An 18,464-nucleotide genomic window follows, 5' to 3' on the forward strand; every position below is an offset into this window, starting at 1 on the left:
CGCAGATCCTCACCTGCGCGCCGCTCCGATGTCCCTGCTGTCGGTGCTGGCTCGTCCCGCACCGGCGGGAGTAGAACTGCCAAAGTAGTGCTAGCGGGATGCGGAAAAAGGGCTGTGCACGGTCGGCCTGCCATAATTCTCTGCGGCTGGGGGGAGGACGATGCGGGGTTCGGACGAACGCAGCGAGTGTCTGTTCAACTGTGTGAGCTGCCAGACGTGGGTCCCGACCGATCACCCGCTGCGGCCGATCCGAGCGATCGTGGACGAGGCGCTGGAGGTGATGTCGCCGACTGTCGCCGACGTTCGAGGGTCTGTACCCGAGGATCCGGACGGCCCTCGAACCGTCACGCCCAGGTGGTCGATGTGCGGCTCACGGCCGCCACCGGCTTGGCCGAGCGTGCCGTGGCGGTGTCCATGGTCGAAGCGATCCCCGCCGCCACCGCATCACGGTGGGCGCCGACAAGCGCCTACGACACCAAGGATTTCGTGGCAAACATGCGCAAGCTTGGGCGCCACCCCGCACGTTGCCCAGAACACGAGCAAACCGCCGCTCGGCGATTGGTGGGCATCGTGAGCGGATTCTCACGGAGCGCACGATGAACAGGAACTGGCACGAGACCCACCCCATGCCGCGGAAAGCGACCCATCGGCAGCGCGTCGAATGGCATCTGGCGCATTCCCAGGCCTGCGGATGCCGGCCGCCCCCGATGTCGCTGCTTGCCGAAATCCGTGACCTGGAGAAACGGAGCCTGCCGCCCGCCGAAAAGGACACCGTCTGACGGCGGAGGCACTTTCTGTATCAGTGCCGCTTGGCAATTCCTGGCAACGTCGGCAACCCGCATCCCGGCGCGTCCTTCTCCTTGGTGCGGTTGTCGATCCAAGCGCCGGGCACGGCTTCACCAATGCCGAACAGGGTGATGTGAATTGCCGGCCAGCGGCCTGTCCCTCGCCGCGCTTCCGGCGCTCCATCCCTTTCAACAGAGACCGCCGCCGTGGCAAGGACCGGGGCGGGGTGACACAGGTGGTCACTGGACTTGCAAGGCGCGTCTTCCGCACACTCTCTTTCGACCGTGGCGGGCCGTTTCAGTCCTTGGCACGGCCTACACGAGATCTCACGCCCCGGATACACGCCATGACTCACCCGCCCATCTTCCACGACCAAGTCACCGATTCCATCACACAGGTCAACATCAAGCGGCCCGATGGAACGTTTATGACGCCGGAAGAAATCATGAAGGCCAACAGCGCGAGCACACAAACCGTCACTCACGTCCCTTTTGCTCAGATCGCCCCGAAAATCAGCGAGAAACACCAAGAAACCGCTGCTTCGGACCCAACGACCATCATGGACCTGATAGCGAAGCTCTGAGGCTCTCCACACGACCTCATGCGACTGGTACGCAGCGGTGTGGAACGATCCGGATCGATCCACACCGCCGTCGCCATGGCATGAGACTCGCCCTTCGGCGGAGCCCTCCTCCTCCTGCGCCTCCTTTGACCTTCTCGAACGCCCTATGGGCGCCGAGACCGAGCATCGGCACGGTCACCAGCCTGCCGGTGCCGATGCGGCATCGGCGTGCGGGCGACCGGATCGACAGCCTCCAGCTCGTGAGTGGGGCGCCAATGGCCTGGGCAACGAATCCCGGACCACAGACTCAGCCGACGGACTCGGCCAACGGTTGGGCGCCAGCCGACGACGAACACCGATGGGTTGATGGCCTCAAAGGAATTTTTACTCCATCTGGGCAACCAACTCAGGGGATGGCGCCATCAGGTGATGAGATCGTAGTTCACCCATACCCCGGCGCTGCCGACACCGTTTCCGGTAGCGGCCGTCAACGACACCCCGGCCGGAAGATTCATCGGATAGGGCATCGCCTCCCTTCCCGGCTGATTGGATAGAGCGGTCACGTAGAAGAAGGCGACACTGCTGGAATCCGGGTAGGTGGCGATCAGCCGAATGCTGATGTCGTTTGCGGCCCAGAGCTGGGCCGACTTGAGGTCGATGCCGCCGGTATTCTGGGCGGCGCTGACGATCGTGACCGATTGCGAGGTCGTCAGGATGGAGTTGTAGCCATGCTTGCCGACACGTACCGCGTTCATGCTTTGCCTCCCGACAAAATGAAGGGAATATATTCATACACCCATGCCGTGATGCCGTGCGGACTTTCTGAAAATTCCGGGGGCGCCGTCATGGTTCACCGCCGTTCGCGGAATCAGCGGTTGGCGCCATCCCCCTCCGGGGGCTTGCCGGCCGGCATGATGAAGGAGGCCGCCCGTTGCCTCCTTGTCGGTGACATCGCATGCGAACCCTCCCGGATTTCAGCCCGCTTCCCAAAGGGGCAGGCATTTCCGTGCCTGCCGGATTGCCACCCTTGCTTGCTGGCACCTGCGCCGCCGCATCCCAATCTATTCGTCACCCCGCCGTCGACCGGCAACCGGACGATGCCCATTCCGTCCGGCGCAGCGCGTGCAGCGGCTTGCAAGCTGGTCGCGGCGGGGATTCCGTCGACGCGGCATAGGCTGGCGAAGCCGATAATCATGTCGGGGCAATTTCTTTGCCTGGCGCCGGATCGCCGGCCGCCGCTGGTTTTTCCGGTGTCACTCCCTCGCTTCCGGCCAGCACCCCCGCACCCGGCCCGGCCCCCGCCGGACTTTCCCATGCGGCGGCTTGGCGGTAGGATCAAGCACCCAACGGGAAGTCCCTGTTCCTCCCTTGAACACCCGGCGCCTCAGGAGGGCCGATCCACCATGTCCACCGTCAAGCTCTGGACCGACGCGGAAGCCGCGCGGAACCCTCGTGTCAAAGCCGTCTTCGATGACATCCGGGCAACGCGGAAGACCGACTTCGTCAACAACATGTGGCGGGCGCTGGCGAACCAGCCGGACCTCCTCGAGGCGACCTGGAACCGGCTGAAGCAGGTGATGGTGGCCCCCTCGGCGCTCGATCCGCTGACCAAGGAGCTGATCTACCTCGCCGTCTCGACGGCCAACTCCTGCTCCTACTGCGTCCATTCCCACACCGCCGCCGCACGGGCCAAGGGGATGACCGACGAGCAGCACCAGGATTTCCTCTCCGTCCTCACCATGGCCATGCAGACCAACGCGATGGCGACCGCCATGCAGGTGCCGGTCGATCCCGAATTCCAGATTTGACCGACCCAGATTTGACCGGCAAGACGGCGCGCCGCCCTCCCTTCGCCAGGAGCCGCGGCTCCCGGATGGGAAGGCGACGCGGCGCGCGCGCCGGGCGCCATCGGTGTGGACACGATCAAGGGGCAACCGAAGCCTCGGGCGCGGGCAAGGTCATGCTGGCGGGGCGAAGACAAAGGCGGTAAGAGCTTCCGCACCCGAACACGACCGTCACACGCCAAGCACGCGCCCGATGACCATGCCCCGATGATCGAATTCCGCTCCGTCACCCACGCCTACGGCGACCGCCCCGTCCTGCACGATCTGAGCGTCCGGCTGGCGGAGCGGCGCGTCGCCATCGTCGGCGGCAACGGGTCGGGCAAGAGCACCTTCGCCCGGCTGCTGAACGGGCTGCTGGTGCCCTCAGCCGGCAGCGTGCTGGTCGATGGGCTCGACACGCGGACGGACGGGCGCGCGGTGCGCCGGCGGGTCGGCTTCGTCTTCCAGAATCCCGACATGCAGATCGTCTTCCCGACGGTCGAGGAGGATGTCGGCTTCGGCCTGAAGGCCCGCAAGGTCCCGAAGGAGGAGATCGGCCGGCGGGTGGCGGCGGCGCTCGACCGCCACAACCTCGCCCGCCACCGCCACCAGCCCGCCCACCAGCTGAGCGGCGGGGAGAAGCAGCTTCTCGCCATCGCCGGGGTGCTGGTGCTGGAGCCGGCCCATGTCGTGTTCGACGAGCCGACCACCCTGCTCGACCTGCGCAACCGCCGACGGGTGATCGAGCTGGTCCGCGAGTTGCCGCAGAACGCCGTGGTCGTCACCCACGATCTCGACATGGTGATGGATTTCGACCGGGTGCTGGTGCTGGAGGACGGGCGGATCGTCGCCGACGACGTGCCCTCCGTCGCGATTCCCGCCTATGTGAAGCGGCTGTCCTGATGCTGGGACTCTACCTGCACCGGGAGTCGCCCGTCCACCGCTGGCCCGCGGGCGTCAAGCTGGGCGGGCTGCTGGCGGTCACCGCCGTGGTGCTGGCGCTGCCCGGCGTCTGGGGAGCCTTGGCGGCCGGAGCGCTCGGGCTCGGGCTGCTCCCCGCCGCGCGGCTGCCGGTGGCGACGGTGCTGCGCCATCTGCGGGCGCCGGTGGCGATGCTGGCGCTGCTGTTCGGGGTGCAGGCCCTGCTCGCCGGGACCGGCTGGGAGGCGGCGCTGGTCGCCGTCCTCCGCTTCGCGGCGCTGATCCTGCTGGCGACGCTGGTCACGCTGACCACACGGGTCACCGACATGGTGGAGCTGTTCGAGCGGGTGTTCGGCCTGCTCCGGCCCGTCGGCGTCAATCCGGCCAAGCTGGCGCTGATGCTGGCCTTGACCATCCGCTTCATCCCACTGCTGGCCGAACAGGTCCGCGAGGTCCGCATGGCCCAGCAGGCGCGCGGCGTGGAGCGGAGCATAGCCGCCCTGTTCGTTCCGCTGCTGGTCAAGATCTTCACCATGGCCGATGATCTGGCCGCCGCGCTGGAGGCGCGGGGCTACGACCCCGCCGACCGCGGCCCGTAGGGGCAAGCCCCACCCAGGAAGGAAGCGCACCACCATGCTGAGCACCCGCGACCTCGTCCTCTGCGCCCTGTTCGCCGCCCTGTTGGCCGGGCTCGGCATGGCTCCGCCCATTCCGCTGGGCTTCCTGCCGGTGCCGGTCACCGCCCAGTCGCTGGGCGTCATGCTGGCCGGCGCGCTGCTGGGCGCCCGGCGCGGCGGGCTGGCGGTGCTGCTGTTCGTCCTGCTGGTCGCCGCCGGGCTGCCGCTGCTGGCCGGCGGGCGCGGCGGCATCGGCGTGCTGATGGGACCGACCGGCGGCTTCATCCTGGGCTGGGTGGCCGGCGCCTTCGTCACCGGGCTGCTCGCCGAGCGCTTCGCCACCGGCGTCAACCCGGTGCGGCTCTTCGCGGTCTGCGCGGCGGGCGGCATCGCCGTGGTCTATGCGGGCGGCATCCCCTGGCTGTCGCTGGTCGCCGGGATGCCGCTGGAGAAGGCGGCGTTCGGGTCGATGGCCTTCCTTCCGGGCGACCTGATCAAGGCGGGCGTCGCCGCCTTCGCCGCCGCCGCCGTGCGCCGCGCCGGCGTGCTGCCGGCCCACGCCTGATCGCCGGAAGCCATGAGCCTCTGCCGCCCCTTCCTCGACGCCGCCGACCGTGCCCCGTCGCACCCCGCCCTGATCTTCGACGGGGCGCCGATCGGCTACGGCGCGCTGCGGGACTCCGTGCTGCGGGCGGGGGCCGGCGTGGCCGCCCTGACGGGAACGGCGGGGCGGCCGCCGCGCGTCGCGTTGCGGCTGGGCAACCGGCCGGAACTGCTGGCGCTGTTCCTCGGCACCGTCGCGGCAGGGGGTACCGTGGCGCTGCTCGACCCGAAATGGAGCGGGGGGCAGGCGACGGCGGCGCTCGACACCCTGCGTCCGGACCTGCTGCTGGCCGAGGACACGGCGGCCGGCTGGATGGCCGCGCAGTCGGCCGGCTGGATGCCGCCGCCGGTCGATCCGAAGACCCCCTTCCTGATCGGCTTCACCTCCGGCACCACCGGGCGGCCGAAGGCGTTCATCCGCGACCAGGGCTCCTGGCTGGCGACGCTGGAGGCCAGCCGGGTCGAGTTCGGCATCGGTCCCGGCGACGTCGTTCTGGTGCCGGGACCGCTGGTGCACGGCCTCGGCCTCTACGGCGCGGTGGAGGGGCTGTCGGCCGGGGCGACGGTCCATGTCCAGCCGAGGTTCGACGGCGACGACGCGGCCCGGCGGCTGGCGGAGGCCGGCGTCACCACCCTGGTCGTCGTGCCCACCATGCTGGTCGCCATCCTCGACGCGGCGGAGCGGCGGGGCGCGCCCTTCCCCGCCCTGCGCCGGGTGGTCTGCTCCGGCGCCAAGCTGGCGCCCGCCCTGCACGAGCGGCTGACGGCGCTGTGCCCGGACGTGACGGTCCTCGAATATTACGGCGCTTCGGAGCTGAGCTTCGTCAGCCTGCGCTCCTCGCGCGAGGGGGCGCCGGCCGACAGCGTCGGGCGGCCCTTCCACGGGGTGGAACTGTCCCTGCGCGACGACCACGGCCGGCCGGTGGAGCGCGGCCAGCCCGGCACCGTGTGGGTGCGCAGCGGCATGCTGAGCGACGGCTACATCGGCGACGCCGACGGCGCCGGCTACCGCGAGCGGGACGGCTGGGGAACGGTCGGCGACTGTGGCTGGCTCGACGCCGGCGGCTGGCTGCGGCTGGCCGGCCGCGAGGGCGACATGCTGATTTCCGGCGGCCTCAACGTCTACCCGGCGGAGGTCGAGGCGGTCCTGCGCGCCCATCCGGCGGTGGCAGAGGCGGTGGTCTTCGGCCTGCCCGACGCCTACTGGGGCGACGCGGTGTCCGCCGTGCTCTGGTGGCGGGGGGAGGCCCGCGCCCCGGCGGCGGAGCTTCGCGCCTGGTGCCATGGCAGGCTGGAGGGCTACAAGGCGCCCCGGCGCTTCCTGGCGGCCGACAGCCTGCCCCTGACCGGCAGCGGCAAGATCGCCCGCGCCGCCCTGCGCGACCGCGCGCGCGACGGCCGGCTGGAGGAGCTGGCGTGAGGGCTCCCGCGTCTTCCGGCTTTCCTCATCCCCATCCCGACCTTCCCCCCAGCCCTCTCCCCGGCGGGGAGAAGGGGACTGAAGGCGGGAAGGCATGACGCAAAGCCCCATCCTCGTCGCGGCGCGGCGCACCCCCGTCGGGCGGATCGGCGGATCCTTGCGCGACCTGCCCGTCGAGGATCTCGCCGCGCCGGTCATCCGCGCCGTGCTGGCCGACGCCGGTCTCGACCCGGCGGAGGTGGACGACGTGCTGCTCGGCAACGCCGCCGGACCGGGAGGCAACGTCGCCCGGCTGTCGGCGCTGGCCGCCGGGCTGCCCGTCGCGGTCCCCGGCCTCACCGTCGACCGCCAGTGCGGCTCCGGGCTGGAGGCGATCAACCTCGCCGCCCGGCTGGTCCAGGCGGGGGCCGGCGACGTCTTCCTCGCCGGCGGGGTCGAGAGCACCAGCACCGCCCCCTGGCGCGTCGCCAAGCCGTCCGGCCCCACCCGCAGCCCGGTCTTCTACGACCGCGCCCGCTTCGCCCCCGACAGCGTCGGCGACCCGTCGATGGGCGAGGCGGCCGAGAACGTCGCCGCCGCCTTCGGCATCGCGCGCGAACGCCAGGACCGCTACGCCCTGGACAGCCACCGCAAGGCGGTCGCGGCGCAGGCCGCCGGCCGCTTCACGCGCGAAATCGTGCCGCTCGCCCTGCCCGACGGCCGCACCGTCGACCGCGACGAGTGCCCGCGCGCCGATACCAGCCTGGACAGGCTGGCCCGCCTCCGTCCGGTCTTCCGCGAGGGCGGCACCGTCACCGCCGGCAACGCCTGCCCGGTCAACGACGGGGCGGCGGTCGTCGCCATCGTCTCGGAACGCAGGTTCCGGGCGCTCGGCCTGACGCGGGGGTTGCGGATCGTCGATTCCCAGGCGGCCGGCGTCGACCCGAATCTGCTCGGCACCGGGCCGATCCCGGCGGTGCGCAAGCTGCTGGCCCGCCATCCCGGCCTGACCGTCGCCGACATCGACCGGATCGAGTTCAACGAGGCCTTCGCCGCCCAGGTGCTGGCCAGCCTCGACGCGCTGGGCATCGACGAGGCCCGCGTCTGCCCCGGCGGCGGCGCGCTGGCGCTCGGCCATCCCTACGGCGCGTCGGGGGCGATCCTGATGACGCGGCTGTTCTCCGACCTCCTGTTTCCCCTCCCCGGTCCGGACGACGGCCCGGCGCCCCGGCGCGGGCTGGCGACGCTGGGCATCGGCGGCGGGCTGGGGCTGGCGACTCTCGTGGAGCCTGTTCGATGATGCCTGTTCGATGACGGCGGCGACCTCCTCCGGTGGGTCCGGCGACGCCTTCGGCTCGGCCTTCCGGCACCGGGCCTTCGCCCTGTTCTGGAGCGCCAGGGTGTGCTCCATGCTGGCCTTGCAGATGCAGGTCGTCGCCGTCGGCTGGCAGGTCTACGACATGACCGGCAGCCCGATGGATCTCGGGCTGGTCGGGCTGTTCCAGTTCCTGCCCACCCTGGCGCTGGCGCTGGTCGCCGGCCATGTGGTGGACAGCCACGACCGCAGGGGCGTGCTGCTGGGTGCCCTGTCGATCGAGCTGGCCGCCATCGCCGCCCTGCTGTCGATGACCCTGGCCGGCGCCCTGACGCCGCCGGCGGTCTTCGCCATCGTGGCGCTGATCGGCACCGCCAAATCCTTCGAGGGGCCGGCCAACCAGGCGATCCTGTCGGCCACCGTGCCGGTCGAGGATCTGCCCAACGCCGTCGCCTGGCATGCCTCGGCGGTGCAGGTGGCGCTGATCTCCGGGCCGGCGCTGGGCGGGCTGCTCTACATCGCCGGGCCGGCGGCGGTCTACGGCTTCAGCACGGCGGCGATGCTGCTCTCGGTGGTCCTGATCCTGCTGATGCGGCCGCGCCCGGTGACGATGACCCGGCGGGCGATGAGCCTGACCAACATGCTGGCCGGCGCAGCCTTCATCCGCAGCCGGCCGGAGATCCTCGGCGCCATCTCGCTCGACCTCTTCGCCGTGCTGCTGGGCGGGGCGACGGCGCTGCTGCCGATCTTCGCCCGCGACGTGCTGCATGTCGGCCCCTGGGGGCTCGGGCTGCTGCGCAGCGCGCCGGCGCTGGGCGCGCTGGCCGCCGCGATCTGCATCACCCGCTGGGGCGTGCGGCGCCACGCCGGGCGCTGGATGCTGGCCGCCGTCGCCAGCTTCGGCGCCGCCACCGTCGCCTTCGGGCTGTCGGCCGACCCGGTGCTGTCCTTCGCCGCGCTCGCGGTGGTGGGGGCGACCGACCAGATCAGCGTCTTCGTGCGGCAGACGCTGGTCCAGCTCTCCACCCCCGACGACATGCGCGGGCGGGTGGGCGCCGTGGCCTCGCTGTTCATCGGCGCCTCGAACCAGCTGGGCGAGTTCGAATCCGGGGCGCTGGCGGCGGCGCTCGGCATCGTGCCGGCGGTGGTGCTGGGCGGGCTCGGCGCCATGGGGCTGGCGGCCGGCTGGGCCTGGATGTTCCCGGCTCTGCGCCGGATCGACCGGCTATCCTCCCTGCGCTGAACCGCCCCCCCTGGGGAGCCTTCGGCCGCCCTCCAGGTTCTTGCGGACGATGGCGACGATGATCAACCCGAAGGCGAGCAGGCGGAGCAGGTAGATCCAGCTCTGCTCCTCGCGCACGACGCCGCCCACCGCGACCAGCGCCTGGTTGAGGGCGAACAGCCAGAAGGCCAGCGCGAAATGCAGGAACAGCGCGTCGCGCGTCCGCCGCCAGAAGCGCAGGAAGAACAGCCCGGCGACGACGTTGAGCGCGGCGAGCGCCCCGGTGATGAACCCATAGCTGGTTCCGGCCATCAATCGGCATCCCAGATGAAGCCGTAGAGCAGCACCCCGACCGCGGCGAGGGCGGAAAGCTGGCGGAACGGCAGAAGATCGACCTGCGTCGGCAGGACCACCACGTCGATGAACAGCAGCAGGTTGTTGATGGCGAGCGCCACGAAGCACAGCGTGCTCCACAGCAGCAGGCGCGAGCGCGAGCGCCAGTAGCTGCGCGCCAGCAGGATCATGCAGAGCAGGCTCGCAGCGAAACACAGCAGATAGACGCCAGACTTCACGACATCCATGTCAGTCATTGCTCCGGAAACGGAACGAATCCGCGAAGATCTGCACCTTGTTGCCGGGCGCCGCGAAGATTTCCCGGATGACGGCGGAGGGGCGCTGCGCGTAGGCCCGCTCGATCTCCTCCACCCACTGGTCGAGCACCGGCACCGCCGGCCGGTACTGGTGGCTCCCGGCGCTCCCGGACGTGACCAGGGCGGCGGCGAGAAAGGCATCCAGCGCCTCCTGCACCACCAGCTCGCTGCCGCGCAGCTCGCGGATCAGCTCGTCGCGCGACCACACGCGGTTGGGATCCCGACGCAGGAGCATCAGGAGTTCCAGAGCCCAGACCGAACGGATCGAGCTGCGGAGAAGGGTGAGCGCATCGTCGGACAACACCATAAAGCAGAACCTGACCTGTTTTTCTCACCAGCCCTCCCCGCCAGGGGGGAGGGAGCCGTCACCCCGCCTGGGACAGGGCGGCGGCGGAATCGAGCGCGCGCCGCAGGGCGCGGGCAAGGTCGGCGTCGCGGTAGGGCTTCGCCAGCGTCTCGGCGGCGGCCAGTTCGGGGTCGAGCGGCGCCGTCGAGCCGTTGGCGTAGCCCGACGCGAACAGCACGCGCAGCGCGGGATGGCGGCGCAGCCCCTCGCGCGCCAGCTCGCGGCCGTTCATGCCGCCGGGCATGACGATGTCGGTGAACAGCAGATCGACCGCCGCCCCTCCGGCCGCCGCGCCGTCGAGCACCGCCAGCGCGGCGGCCCCCCCGTCGGCCTCCAGCACCCGGTAGCCCAGCGCCGTCACCGCCTGCACCGCCACCGCGCGCACGTCGGCGTCGTCGTCCACCACCAGCACGGTCTCGCCACGGCCGGCGCTCTGCTCCGCCGCGTCGCCGTCCGGCTCGCCGGACGGGCGGGCCACCTCCACCGCGCGCGGCAGGTAGAGGCGGAAGGTGGTGCCGGCGCCGGGCGCGCTGTCGATGCCGATCAGCCCGCCCGACTGCTTGACGAAGCCGTGGATCATGCTGAGGCCGAGGCCGGTGCCCTTGCCGGTCTCCTTGGTGGTGAAGAAGGGTTCGAAGGCCCGCTCCAGCACCTCAGGCGCCATGCCGCAGCCGCTGTCGGACACCGACAGCAGCACATAGTCCCCGGCGGGGACGCTCATGCCGTGGGCGCAGGCCGGCCCCCGGAAGCGGGCGTTGGCGGTGTGGATGCGCAGGTGCCCGCCGTCCGCCATGGCGTCGCGGGCGTTGATGACGAGGTTCAGCAGCGCCGATTCCGCCTGGGAGCGGTCCACCGTGGCGGTCCACAGCGGCTCGGGCGGCGGCTCGATGACGATCTCGATGTCGCGGCCCAGCGTGCGCTCCATCAGCTCGCCCATGCCGGCCACCAGCGCGTCGAGATCGACCGGCTCGGGGTGGAGCTGCTGGCGCCGCGCGAAGGTCAGCAGCCGGCGCGTCATGTCGGAACAGCGCAGCGCCGCCTGCAACGCCATGTCGGCGCGGCGCGCGGTCTTGGCGTCGTCCGCCAGCACCGGGGCCAGCCGCTCCAGGCTGCCGATCACCACCATCAGCATGTTGTTGAAGTCGTGGGCGATGCCGCCGGTGAGCTGGCCGACCATCTCCATCTTCTGGGAATGGGCGAGCTGCTGCTGCGCCTGCCGGGTCTCGGTCACGTCGAGGATGGTGCCGAACAGCTCGCGCGGCGCCCCGGCCTCGTCGCGGACGACGACGGTCTGGTCGAGCAGATGGCGCACCGACCCGTTGGGACAGACCCAGCGGTATTCCACCGTCGACAGGCCGGCGTCGCGGATCGAGGCGAGCTGCTTGAGCACGCGCGGCCGGTCCTCCGGGTGCAGATGCTCCTCCCAGAAGCTGCTGCTCTCGACGAAGCGTCCGGCGGGATGGCCCAGCACCGCCTCGACGTTGTCGGAAACGTAGCGGAAGGGCAGCCCCGGCGTCAGGTCGGCGGTGTAGAGCACGATGGGAAGCTGGCGCAGGATCAGCGCCTGCCGCTCCTCCGAGCGGCGGAGCGCCTGCTCGGCGTGCAGCTTCTCGCGGCGGACCCGCTCGTTCTCGTCGAGCAGCCTCTGCTTGGCGGCGACCTCGCGGCGGACCTCCTCGCTCTTGCGGTAGAGGTCGACGAAGACGGCGACCTTGCATTTCAGGACATGCGGGTCGACCGGCTTGAACATGTAGTCCACCGCCCCGGTCGAATAGCCGCGGAAGATGTGGACCTCGTCCTTGTTGATGGCGGTCAGGAAGATGATCGGGATGTGGCGCGACCGCTCGCGCTTGCGGATCATCTCGGCCGTCTCGTAGCCGTCCATGCCCGGCATGTGGACGTCGAGCAGGATCAGCGCGAAATCCTGGCGCAGCAGATGCTTCAGCGCCTCCTCGCCCGACTTGGCGAGGACGAGCTGCGCACCCAGCTCCTCCAGCGTTTCGCGCACGGCGAACAGGTTCCGGGAATCGTCGTCCACGATCAGGATGGCGACGTCCGGCTTGCGCGGTTCCGGTTGCGGGTCGCTGCTCATGCCCCGGCTCTCCCACGCGGCGCGCGGCCCGGCGATGGCCGGCGGCGCCGGGTCGAGCGGCGCCAGACCCTGGCGGGGGATGACGAAGGGGGCGATTCCCCCCTGGCCCCGCCGCGGGATGCCCCGTGCCGGCACGGGCGCCGCAAGACGGATCCTCCGTCTGTTCATGCCGGCAGCCCCCGCAGCACCGTGCGCGTCCCCTTCGCGGTCCAGATGCGCAGCAGCGACAGCAGATGGTCGATGTCCACCGGCTTGGCGATGTAGTCGGTGGCCCCCGCCTCGATGCATTTGTCGCGGTCGCCCTTCATCGCCTTGGCGGTGACGGCGATCATCGGCAGATGGCGCAGCGAGTCGATGCCGCGAATCTCGCGCATGGTCTGGTAGCCGTCCATTTCCGGCATCATGATGTCGACCAGGGCGACGTCGATGTCGGGATTCTGCTTCAGCAGCTCGATGCCCTCGCGCCCGCTTTCGGCGTGCAGCACCTGGATGGCGTGCGCCTCCATCACGCTGGCCAGCGAGAAGATGTTGCGGATGTCGTCGTCGATCACCAGCACCCGCTTGCCGGCCAGCGCCGGATCGTGCTGGCGCAGGTCGAGGATGGCGCGCTGCTTCTCGTCGGGCAGGCGGTCGACGGCGCGGTGCAGGAACAGCGCGGTGTCGTCGAGCAGGTCGGCCGGCGAGCGCGCGCTCTTCAGCACGACCGTTTCGGCCAGCCGGCGCAGCCGCGCCTCGTCGTCCGGGGCGATGTCGGTGGAGGCGTAGACCACGACCGGCATCCAGGCGAGCGACTCGCGGGTGCGCAGCCATTCGATCAGCTCGAAATCGGCCGGCTGCGGCGTCGACAGATCCAGCACCATGCAGTCGAAGCGGTCGACGTTCAGCACCGCCATGGCCGCCTCGGTCGAGGTGACGGTCCGCGATTCGACGTCGCCGTTACCGATCAGGGCGGCGATGCCGAGCGGGGTGCGGCCCTCCCCGCTCTCCTTCTCGACCACCAGCAGCTTGCGGTGCGGCTCCTCCTTGAAGGTCTTGACGCGGTTCAGCGCGGCGAAGATCGCCTCGCGCTCGACCGGCTTCTCCGAATAGTCGAAGGCGCCCATCGACAGGCCGCGCCGCCGCTCGTCCTTGGCGGAGATGACGTGGACCGGGATGTGGCGGGTCTGCGGGTCGCGCTTGAGCAGGTCGAGCAGCGCCCAGCCGTCCATGTCCGGCAGCCCGATGTCGAGCAGGATGGCGTCCGGCCGGTATTTGCGGGCGAAGGGCAAGGCCGTCGTGCCGCCCGACGACACCACGGTGCGGAAGCCCTTCTCACGCGCCAGATCGATCAGGATGGAGGCGAACTTCGAATCGTCCTCGACGATCATCACCACCGGATCGCCGGGGCGGATGCGCTCGCGGTCGTCGGAGGCCGGGTGCGGCTGGAGCAGGGCCAGCCCCTCCTCCGAGCCGGTGGTGACGATCGGTCGGGTGGCGAGGTCGGCGCGCTTGGGCAGCAGGCCGCCGGACGGCCCACCCGACTGGCCGGTCAACTGGGCGGCGTCGCTGGCGAGGTCGAAGGTCAGCGGCACGTAGAGGGTGAAGGCGCTGCCCTTGCCCAGCACGCTGACGACGCGGATCTCGCCGCCGAGGAGGCGGGCGATCTCGCGGCTGATCGACAGGCCGAGCCCGGTGCCGCCGTATTTGCGGCTGGTGGTGCCGTCGGCCTGCTGGAACGCCTCGAAGATGATGCGCTGCTTGTCGTCGGCGATGCCGATGCCGGTGTCGACCACCGTGAAGGCGAGCACCGAGCTGGCCGCGCTCAGCACCGCGTGGCCGGCGCTCCAGCCTTCCGTCGCCGGGGCGACGCGGAAGGTGATCCCGCCGACGTCGGTGAACTTGAAGGCGTTGGACAACAGGTTGTTCAGCACCTGCTCCAGCCGCTTCTCGTCGGTCTGGATGCTGACCGGCAGCTTCTCGTCCATCTCGATGGTGAAGAGCAGCTTCTTCTCCTGCGCCACCTGCGAGAAGGTGCGCTCGACATGGCCGCGCAGGTCGCCCAGCACGACCTCGCCGATCTCCAGCGTGACGGTGCCGGACTCGATCTTCGACAGGTCGAGGATGTCGTTGATCAGGCCAAGCAGGTCGGAGCCGGCGGCGTGGATGGTGTGGGCGAACTCGACCTGACGCGCCGACAGGTTGGTGTCGGGGTTGTCGGCCAGCAGCTTCGACAGGATCAGCAGGCTGTTCAGCGGCGTGCGCAGCTCGTGGCTCATGTTGGCGAGGAACTGCGACTTGTACTTGGAGGTGAGGGAGAGCTGTTCGGCCTTCTCCTCCAGCGCCGCCTTGGCCAGCACGACCTCGCGGTTCTTGCGCTCGACCTCGACGTTCTGCTGTTCGAGCTGCTCGGCCTTCTCCTCCAGCGCCTCGTTGGTCTGGCGCAGCTTCTCCTGCTGGGCCTTGAGCAGCTCCTCGGACTTGCGCAGCGAGGCGGCCTGCTGTTCCAGCCGCTCGTTGGTGGTCTTCAGCTCCTCCTGCTGGCTCTGGAGTTCCGTCGTCAGGCGCTGCGACTGCTTGAGCAGCCCTTCGGTGCGCATGTTGGCGGCGATGGTGTTGAGCACGATGCCGATGCTCTCGGTCAGCTGCTCCAGGAAGGACTGGTGGGTCTCGCTGAAGCGGCCGAAGGAGGCCAGCTCGATCACCGCCTTGACCTCGTCCTCGAACAGCACCGGCAGGACGATGATGTTCAGCGGCGGCGCCTCGCCCAGCCCGGAGCTGATCGACACGTAGTCGCGCGGCACGTTGGTCAGCAGGATGCGCTTCTTCTCGTAGGCGCACTGCCCGACCAGCCCTTCCTTCAGGCCGAAGCGGTTGGCGAGGTTCTTGCGCTCCTTCAGGGCGTAGCTGGCGACCAGTTCCAGCATCGCCTCGTCCTTCTCGCGGCCGGCAACGTAGAAGACGCCGTGCTGGGCGTTCACCAGCGGAGCGATCTCCGACAGGATCATGTTGGAGACGGTGACGAGGTCGCGCTCGCCTTGCAGCATGCGGGTGAATTTCGCGAGGTTGGTCTTCAGCCAATCCTGCTCCGCGTTCTTCAGCGTGGTGTCGCGAAGGTTGCGGATCATCTCGTTGATGTTGTCCTTGAGCGCCGCGACCTCGCCCATCGCCTCGACGGTGATGGAGCGGGTCAGGTCGCCCTTGGTCACGGCGGTCGCCACCTCGGCGATGGCGCGGACCTGGGTGGTCAGGTTGGCGGCGAGCTGGTTGACGTTCTCCGTCAGGTCCTTCCAGAGGCCGGCGGCGCCGGGCACGCGGGCCTGACCGCCCAGCTTGCCCTCGATGCCGACCTCGCGGGCCACGTTGGTCACCTGATCGGCGAAGGTCGCCAGCGTCTCGATCATGCCGTTGATGGTGTTGGCCAGCGCGGCGATCTCGCCCTTGGCGTCCACCGCCAGCTTGCGCTTGAGGTCGCCGTCGGCGACCGCGGTCACGACGCTGGCGATGCCGCGCACCTGGTTGGTCAGGTTGGCCGCCATCATGTTCACGTTGTCGGTCAGGTCCTTCCAGGTGCCGCCGACGCCCTCGACCTTCGCCTGACCGCCGAGCTTTCCTTCCGAGCCCACCTCGCGCGCCACGCGCGTCACTTCCGAGGCGAAGCTGTTCAGCTGGTCCACCATCGTGTTGATGGTGTTCTTCAGCTCAAGGATCTCGCCGCGCACGTCCACGGTGATCTTCTTCGACAGGTCGCCCTTCGCGACGGCCGTCGTCACCTCGGCGATGTTGCGCACCTGACCGGTCAGGTTGGCCGCCATCATGTTCACGTTGTCGGTCAGGTCCTTCCACGTACCCGCGACGCCCTTCACCTGCGCCTGCCCGCCCAGCTTGCCCTCGATGCCGACCTCGCGGGCGACGCGCGCCACTTCCGAGGCGAAGCTGTTCAGCTGGTCCACCATCGTGTTGATCGTGGACTTGAGTTCGAGAATCTCGCCCTTCACGTCCACCGTGATCTTCTTCGACAGGTCGCCGTTGGCGACCGCCGTCGTCACCTCAGCGATGTTGCGGACCTGACCGGTCAGATTGGTCGCCATCGCGTTCACGTTGTCGGTCAGGTCCTTCCACGTACCCGCGACGCCCTTCACCTGGGCCTGACCGCCCAGCTTGCCTTCCGAACCCACCTCGCGCGCCACGCGCGTCACTTCCGAGGCAAAGCTGTTCAGCTGGTCCACCATCGTGTTGATGGTGGACTTGAGTTCAAGAATCTCGCCCTTCACGTCCACCGTGATCTTCTTCGACAGGTCACCGTTGGCGACCGCCGTCGTCACCTCGGCGATGTTGCGGACCTGACCGGTCAGGTTGGTCGCCATCGCGTTCACGCTGTCGGTCAGGTCCTTCCAGGTGCCGCCGACGCCCTTCACCTGCGCTTGGCCACCCAGCTTGCCCTCGGAGCCCACCTCGCGCGCCACGCGCGTCACTTCCGAGGCGAAGCTGTTCAGCTGGTCCACCATCGTGTTGATGGTGTTCTTCAACTCAAGAATCTCGCCCTTCACCGGCACCGTGATCTTCTTCGACAGGTCGCCATTCGCGACGGCGGTCGTCACGTCGGCGATGTTGCGCACCTGACCGGTCAGGTTCGCCGCCATCAGATTCACGCTGTCGGTCAAATCCTTCCAGGTGCCGCCGACGCCCTCGACCTTCGCCTGACCGCCCAGCTTGCCCTCCGAGCCCACCTCGCGCGCCACGCGCGTCACTTCCGAGGCGAAGCTGTTCAGCTGGTCCACCATGGTGTTGATCGTGGATTTGAGTTCGAGGATCTCGCCCTTCACGTCCACCGTGATCTTCTTCGACAAATCGCCGTTCGCGACCGCCGTCGTCACGTCGGCGATGTTGCGCACCTGACCGGTCAGGTTGGCCGCCATCATGTTCACGCTGTCGGTCAGGTCCTTCCAGGTGCCGCCGACGCCTTCCACCCGCGCTTGGCCACCCAGCTTGCCCTCGGAACCCACCTCGCGGGCGACGCGCGTCACTTCCGAGGCGAAGCTGTTCAGCTGGTCCACCATCGTGTTGATCGTGGATTTGAGTTCGAGGATCTCGCCCTTCACATCCACCGTGATCTTCTTCGACAGGTCGCCCTTCGCGACGGCCGTCGTCACGTCGGCGATGTTGCGGACCTGACCGGTCAGGTTCGCCGCCATCATGTTCACGTTGTCGGTCAGGTCCTTCCAGGTGCCGCCGACGCCTTCCACCCGCGCTTGGCCGCCCAGCTTGCCTTCCGAGCCCACTTCGCGCGCCACGCGCGTCACTTCCGAGGCGAAGCTGTTCAGCTGGTCCACCATCGTGTTGATCGTGGATTTGAGTTCGAGGATCTCGCCCTTCACGTCCACCGTGATCTTCTTCGACAGGTCGCCCTTCGCGACGGCCGTCGTCACCTCGGCGATGTTGCGGACCTGACCGGTCAGGTTCGCGGCCATCATGTTCACGTTGTCGGTCAGGTCCTTCCAGGTGCCGCCGACGCCCTTCACATGGGCCTGCCCGCCCAGCTTGCCCTCGATGCCGACCTCGCGGGCGACTCGGGTCAGCTCCGAGGTGACGGAGACGAGCTGCTCCACCATGGTGTTGACGTTGCGCGCGGTGCGCAGGAACTCGCCCTGGAGCGGCCGCCCCTCGATCTCCAGCGCCATGGTCTTGGACAGGTCGCCCTTGGCGACGGCGCCGATCACCCGCGCGATCTCGGTGGTCGGCTGGATCATGTCGCCGACCAGCGTGTTGATGCTGTCGACGCAGGTCTCCCAGCCGCCGGACGCGTTGGACAGCTTGGCGCGCTGGCTGATCTTGCCTTCCTTGCCGATGGCGACGCTGAGCCGGCTGACCTCCTTGGTCAGGTTCTCGTTCAGCTCGACGACGTCGTTGAAGGCGGCGGCAATCTCGCCGTCCACGCCGGTCAGGTCCATCGGCAGCCGGACCGAGAAATCGCCCTTGCGGAGCTGCCGCAAGGCGAGAAGCAGCGCCTTCGGATCCAGAATCTCAGCGGTCGCCATCGTCGCCGTCATGCCGTTTCCCCATCCCGCTCGCGGCCCCGCCGGCCGCCCCCGTGTCCACCCATCCCCGGTCGAATTCGGCGCGGTCACACCCGGCGCCATCGAATCCGACGC

At 69.4% G+C, this 18,464-nt stretch carries 15 protein-coding genes and 1 pseudogene; 10 read left to right on the plus strand and 6 right to left on the minus strand.

Going from position 1 to position 18,464, the window contains the following annotated elements:
* Positions 1-303 precede the first annotated feature (303 nt).
* From J2847_RS34975 to J2847_RS24965, 3 genes and pseudogenes are all read left to right on the plus strand, one after another.
* Positions 304-578, plus strand: a pseudogene (locus J2847_RS34975) (IS5/IS1182 family transposase); the annotation flags it as partial.
* Between the two features lie 18 nt (positions 579-596).
* Positions 597-779, plus strand: coding sequence for a hypothetical protein (locus J2847_RS24960; RefSeq protein ID WP_209781631.1), 183 nt, complete (start codon positions 597-599; stop codon positions 777-779).
* Between the two features lie 353 nt (positions 780-1,132).
* The gene (locus J2847_RS24965; protein ID WP_209781496.1) at positions 1,133-1,369 is read left to right on the plus strand and encodes a hypothetical protein; all 237 of its coding nucleotides are present in this window, start codon (positions 1,133-1,135) and stop codon (positions 1,367-1,369) included.
* Positions 1,370-1,770: 401 nt separating this feature from the next.
* On the opposite strand, the gene J2847_RS24970 is transcribed toward J2847_RS24965, so the two are convergent.
* Positions 1,771-2,103 carry a hypothetical protein gene (locus J2847_RS24970; RefSeq protein WP_085552210.1) on the minus strand — a complete coding sequence of 111 codons (333 nt, stop codon included), beginning with the start codon at positions 2,101-2,103 and terminating at the stop codon, positions 1,771-1,773.
* 648 nt (positions 2,104-2,751) lie between these two features.
* Here J2847_RS24970 and J2847_RS24975 point away from each other — a divergent pair.
* From J2847_RS24975 to J2847_RS25005, 7 genes are all read left to right on the plus strand, one after another.
* Positions 2,752-3,156: a carboxymuconolactone decarboxylase family protein gene (locus tag J2847_RS24975; RefSeq protein WP_209781497.1), complete on the plus strand. Its 405-nt coding sequence runs from the start codon at positions 2,752-2,754 to the stop codon at positions 3,154-3,156.
* Between the two features lie 243 nt (positions 3,157-3,399).
* Positions 3,400-4,074: an energy-coupling factor ABC transporter ATP-binding protein gene (locus J2847_RS24980; RefSeq protein WP_209781498.1), complete on the plus strand. Its 675-nt coding sequence runs from the start codon at positions 3,400-3,402 to the stop codon at positions 4,072-4,074.
* A complete protein-coding gene (locus J2847_RS24985) occupies positions 4,074-4,691 on the plus strand; it encodes an energy-coupling factor transporter transmembrane component T family protein (RefSeq protein WP_209781499.1) in 618 nt (205 codons plus the stop codon). Before J2847_RS24980 ends, J2847_RS24985 begins: the two co-directional genes overlap by 1 nt.
* Positions 4,692-4,725: 34 nt before the next feature.
* Entirely contained in the window at positions 4,726-5,274 is a 549-nt protein-coding gene (locus tag J2847_RS24990; RefSeq protein WP_209781500.1) for a biotin transporter BioY, read from the plus strand.
* A gap of 12 nt (positions 5,275-5,286) precedes the next feature.
* Positions 5,287-6,732 (plus strand): class I adenylate-forming enzyme family protein, encoded by a 1,446-nt coding sequence (locus tag J2847_RS24995; protein ID WP_209781501.1) that lies wholly within the window; start codon positions 5,287-5,289, stop codon positions 6,730-6,732.
* 94 nt (positions 6,733-6,826) lie between these two features.
* Complete coding sequence (locus tag J2847_RS25000; RefSeq protein WP_209781502.1) at positions 6,827-8,011, plus strand: thiolase family protein; 1,185 nt, start codon at positions 6,827-6,829, stop codon at positions 8,009-8,011.
* 10 nt (positions 8,012-8,021) lie between these two features.
* Positions 8,022-9,269: an MFS transporter gene (locus J2847_RS25005; RefSeq protein ID WP_209781503.1), complete on the plus strand. Its 1,248-nt coding sequence runs from the start codon at positions 8,022-8,024 to the stop codon at positions 9,267-9,269.
* Here the strand turns inward: J2847_RS25005 and J2847_RS25010 are convergent.
* The 5 genes from J2847_RS25010 to J2847_RS25030 all read right to left on the minus strand — a co-directional run bounded on the left by J2847_RS25010 (position 9,252) and on the right by J2847_RS25030 (position 18,362).
* Complete coding sequence (locus J2847_RS25010) at positions 9,252-9,560, minus strand: DUF5985 family protein (protein ID WP_209781504.1); 309 nt, start codon at positions 9,558-9,560, stop codon at positions 9,252-9,254. The two genes, J2847_RS25005 and J2847_RS25010, sit on opposite strands and share 18 nt — an antisense overlap.
* On the minus strand, positions 9,560-9,829 hold the full coding sequence (locus J2847_RS25015; protein WP_209781505.1) for a DUF5985 family protein: 270 nt from the start codon (positions 9,827-9,829) through the stop codon (positions 9,560-9,562). The genes J2847_RS25010 and J2847_RS25015 overlap by 1 nt, the downstream gene beginning before the upstream one ends.
* Position 9,830: 1 nt before the next feature.
* Positions 9,831-10,133 carry a hypothetical protein gene (locus tag J2847_RS25020; protein ID WP_233474767.1) on the minus strand — a complete coding sequence of 101 codons (303 nt, stop codon included), beginning with the start codon at positions 10,131-10,133 and terminating at the stop codon, positions 9,831-9,833.
* A 130-nt stretch (positions 10,134-10,263) separates the two neighbouring features.
* A complete protein-coding gene (locus J2847_RS25025; protein WP_233474768.1) occupies positions 10,264-12,504 on the minus strand; it encodes a response regulator in 2,241 nt (746 codons plus the stop codon).
* Complete coding sequence (locus J2847_RS25030; RefSeq protein WP_209781507.1) at positions 12,501-18,362, minus strand: HAMP domain-containing protein; 5,862 nt, start codon at positions 18,360-18,362, stop codon at positions 12,501-12,503. Before J2847_RS25030 ends, J2847_RS25025 begins: the two co-directional genes overlap by 4 nt.
* Positions 18,363-18,464 lie beyond the last annotated feature (102 nt).

The organism is Azospirillum agricola, from assembly GCF_017876095.1.
Taxonomy (GTDB): Bacteria; Pseudomonadota; Alphaproteobacteria; order Azospirillales; family Azospirillaceae; genus Azospirillum; species Azospirillum agricola.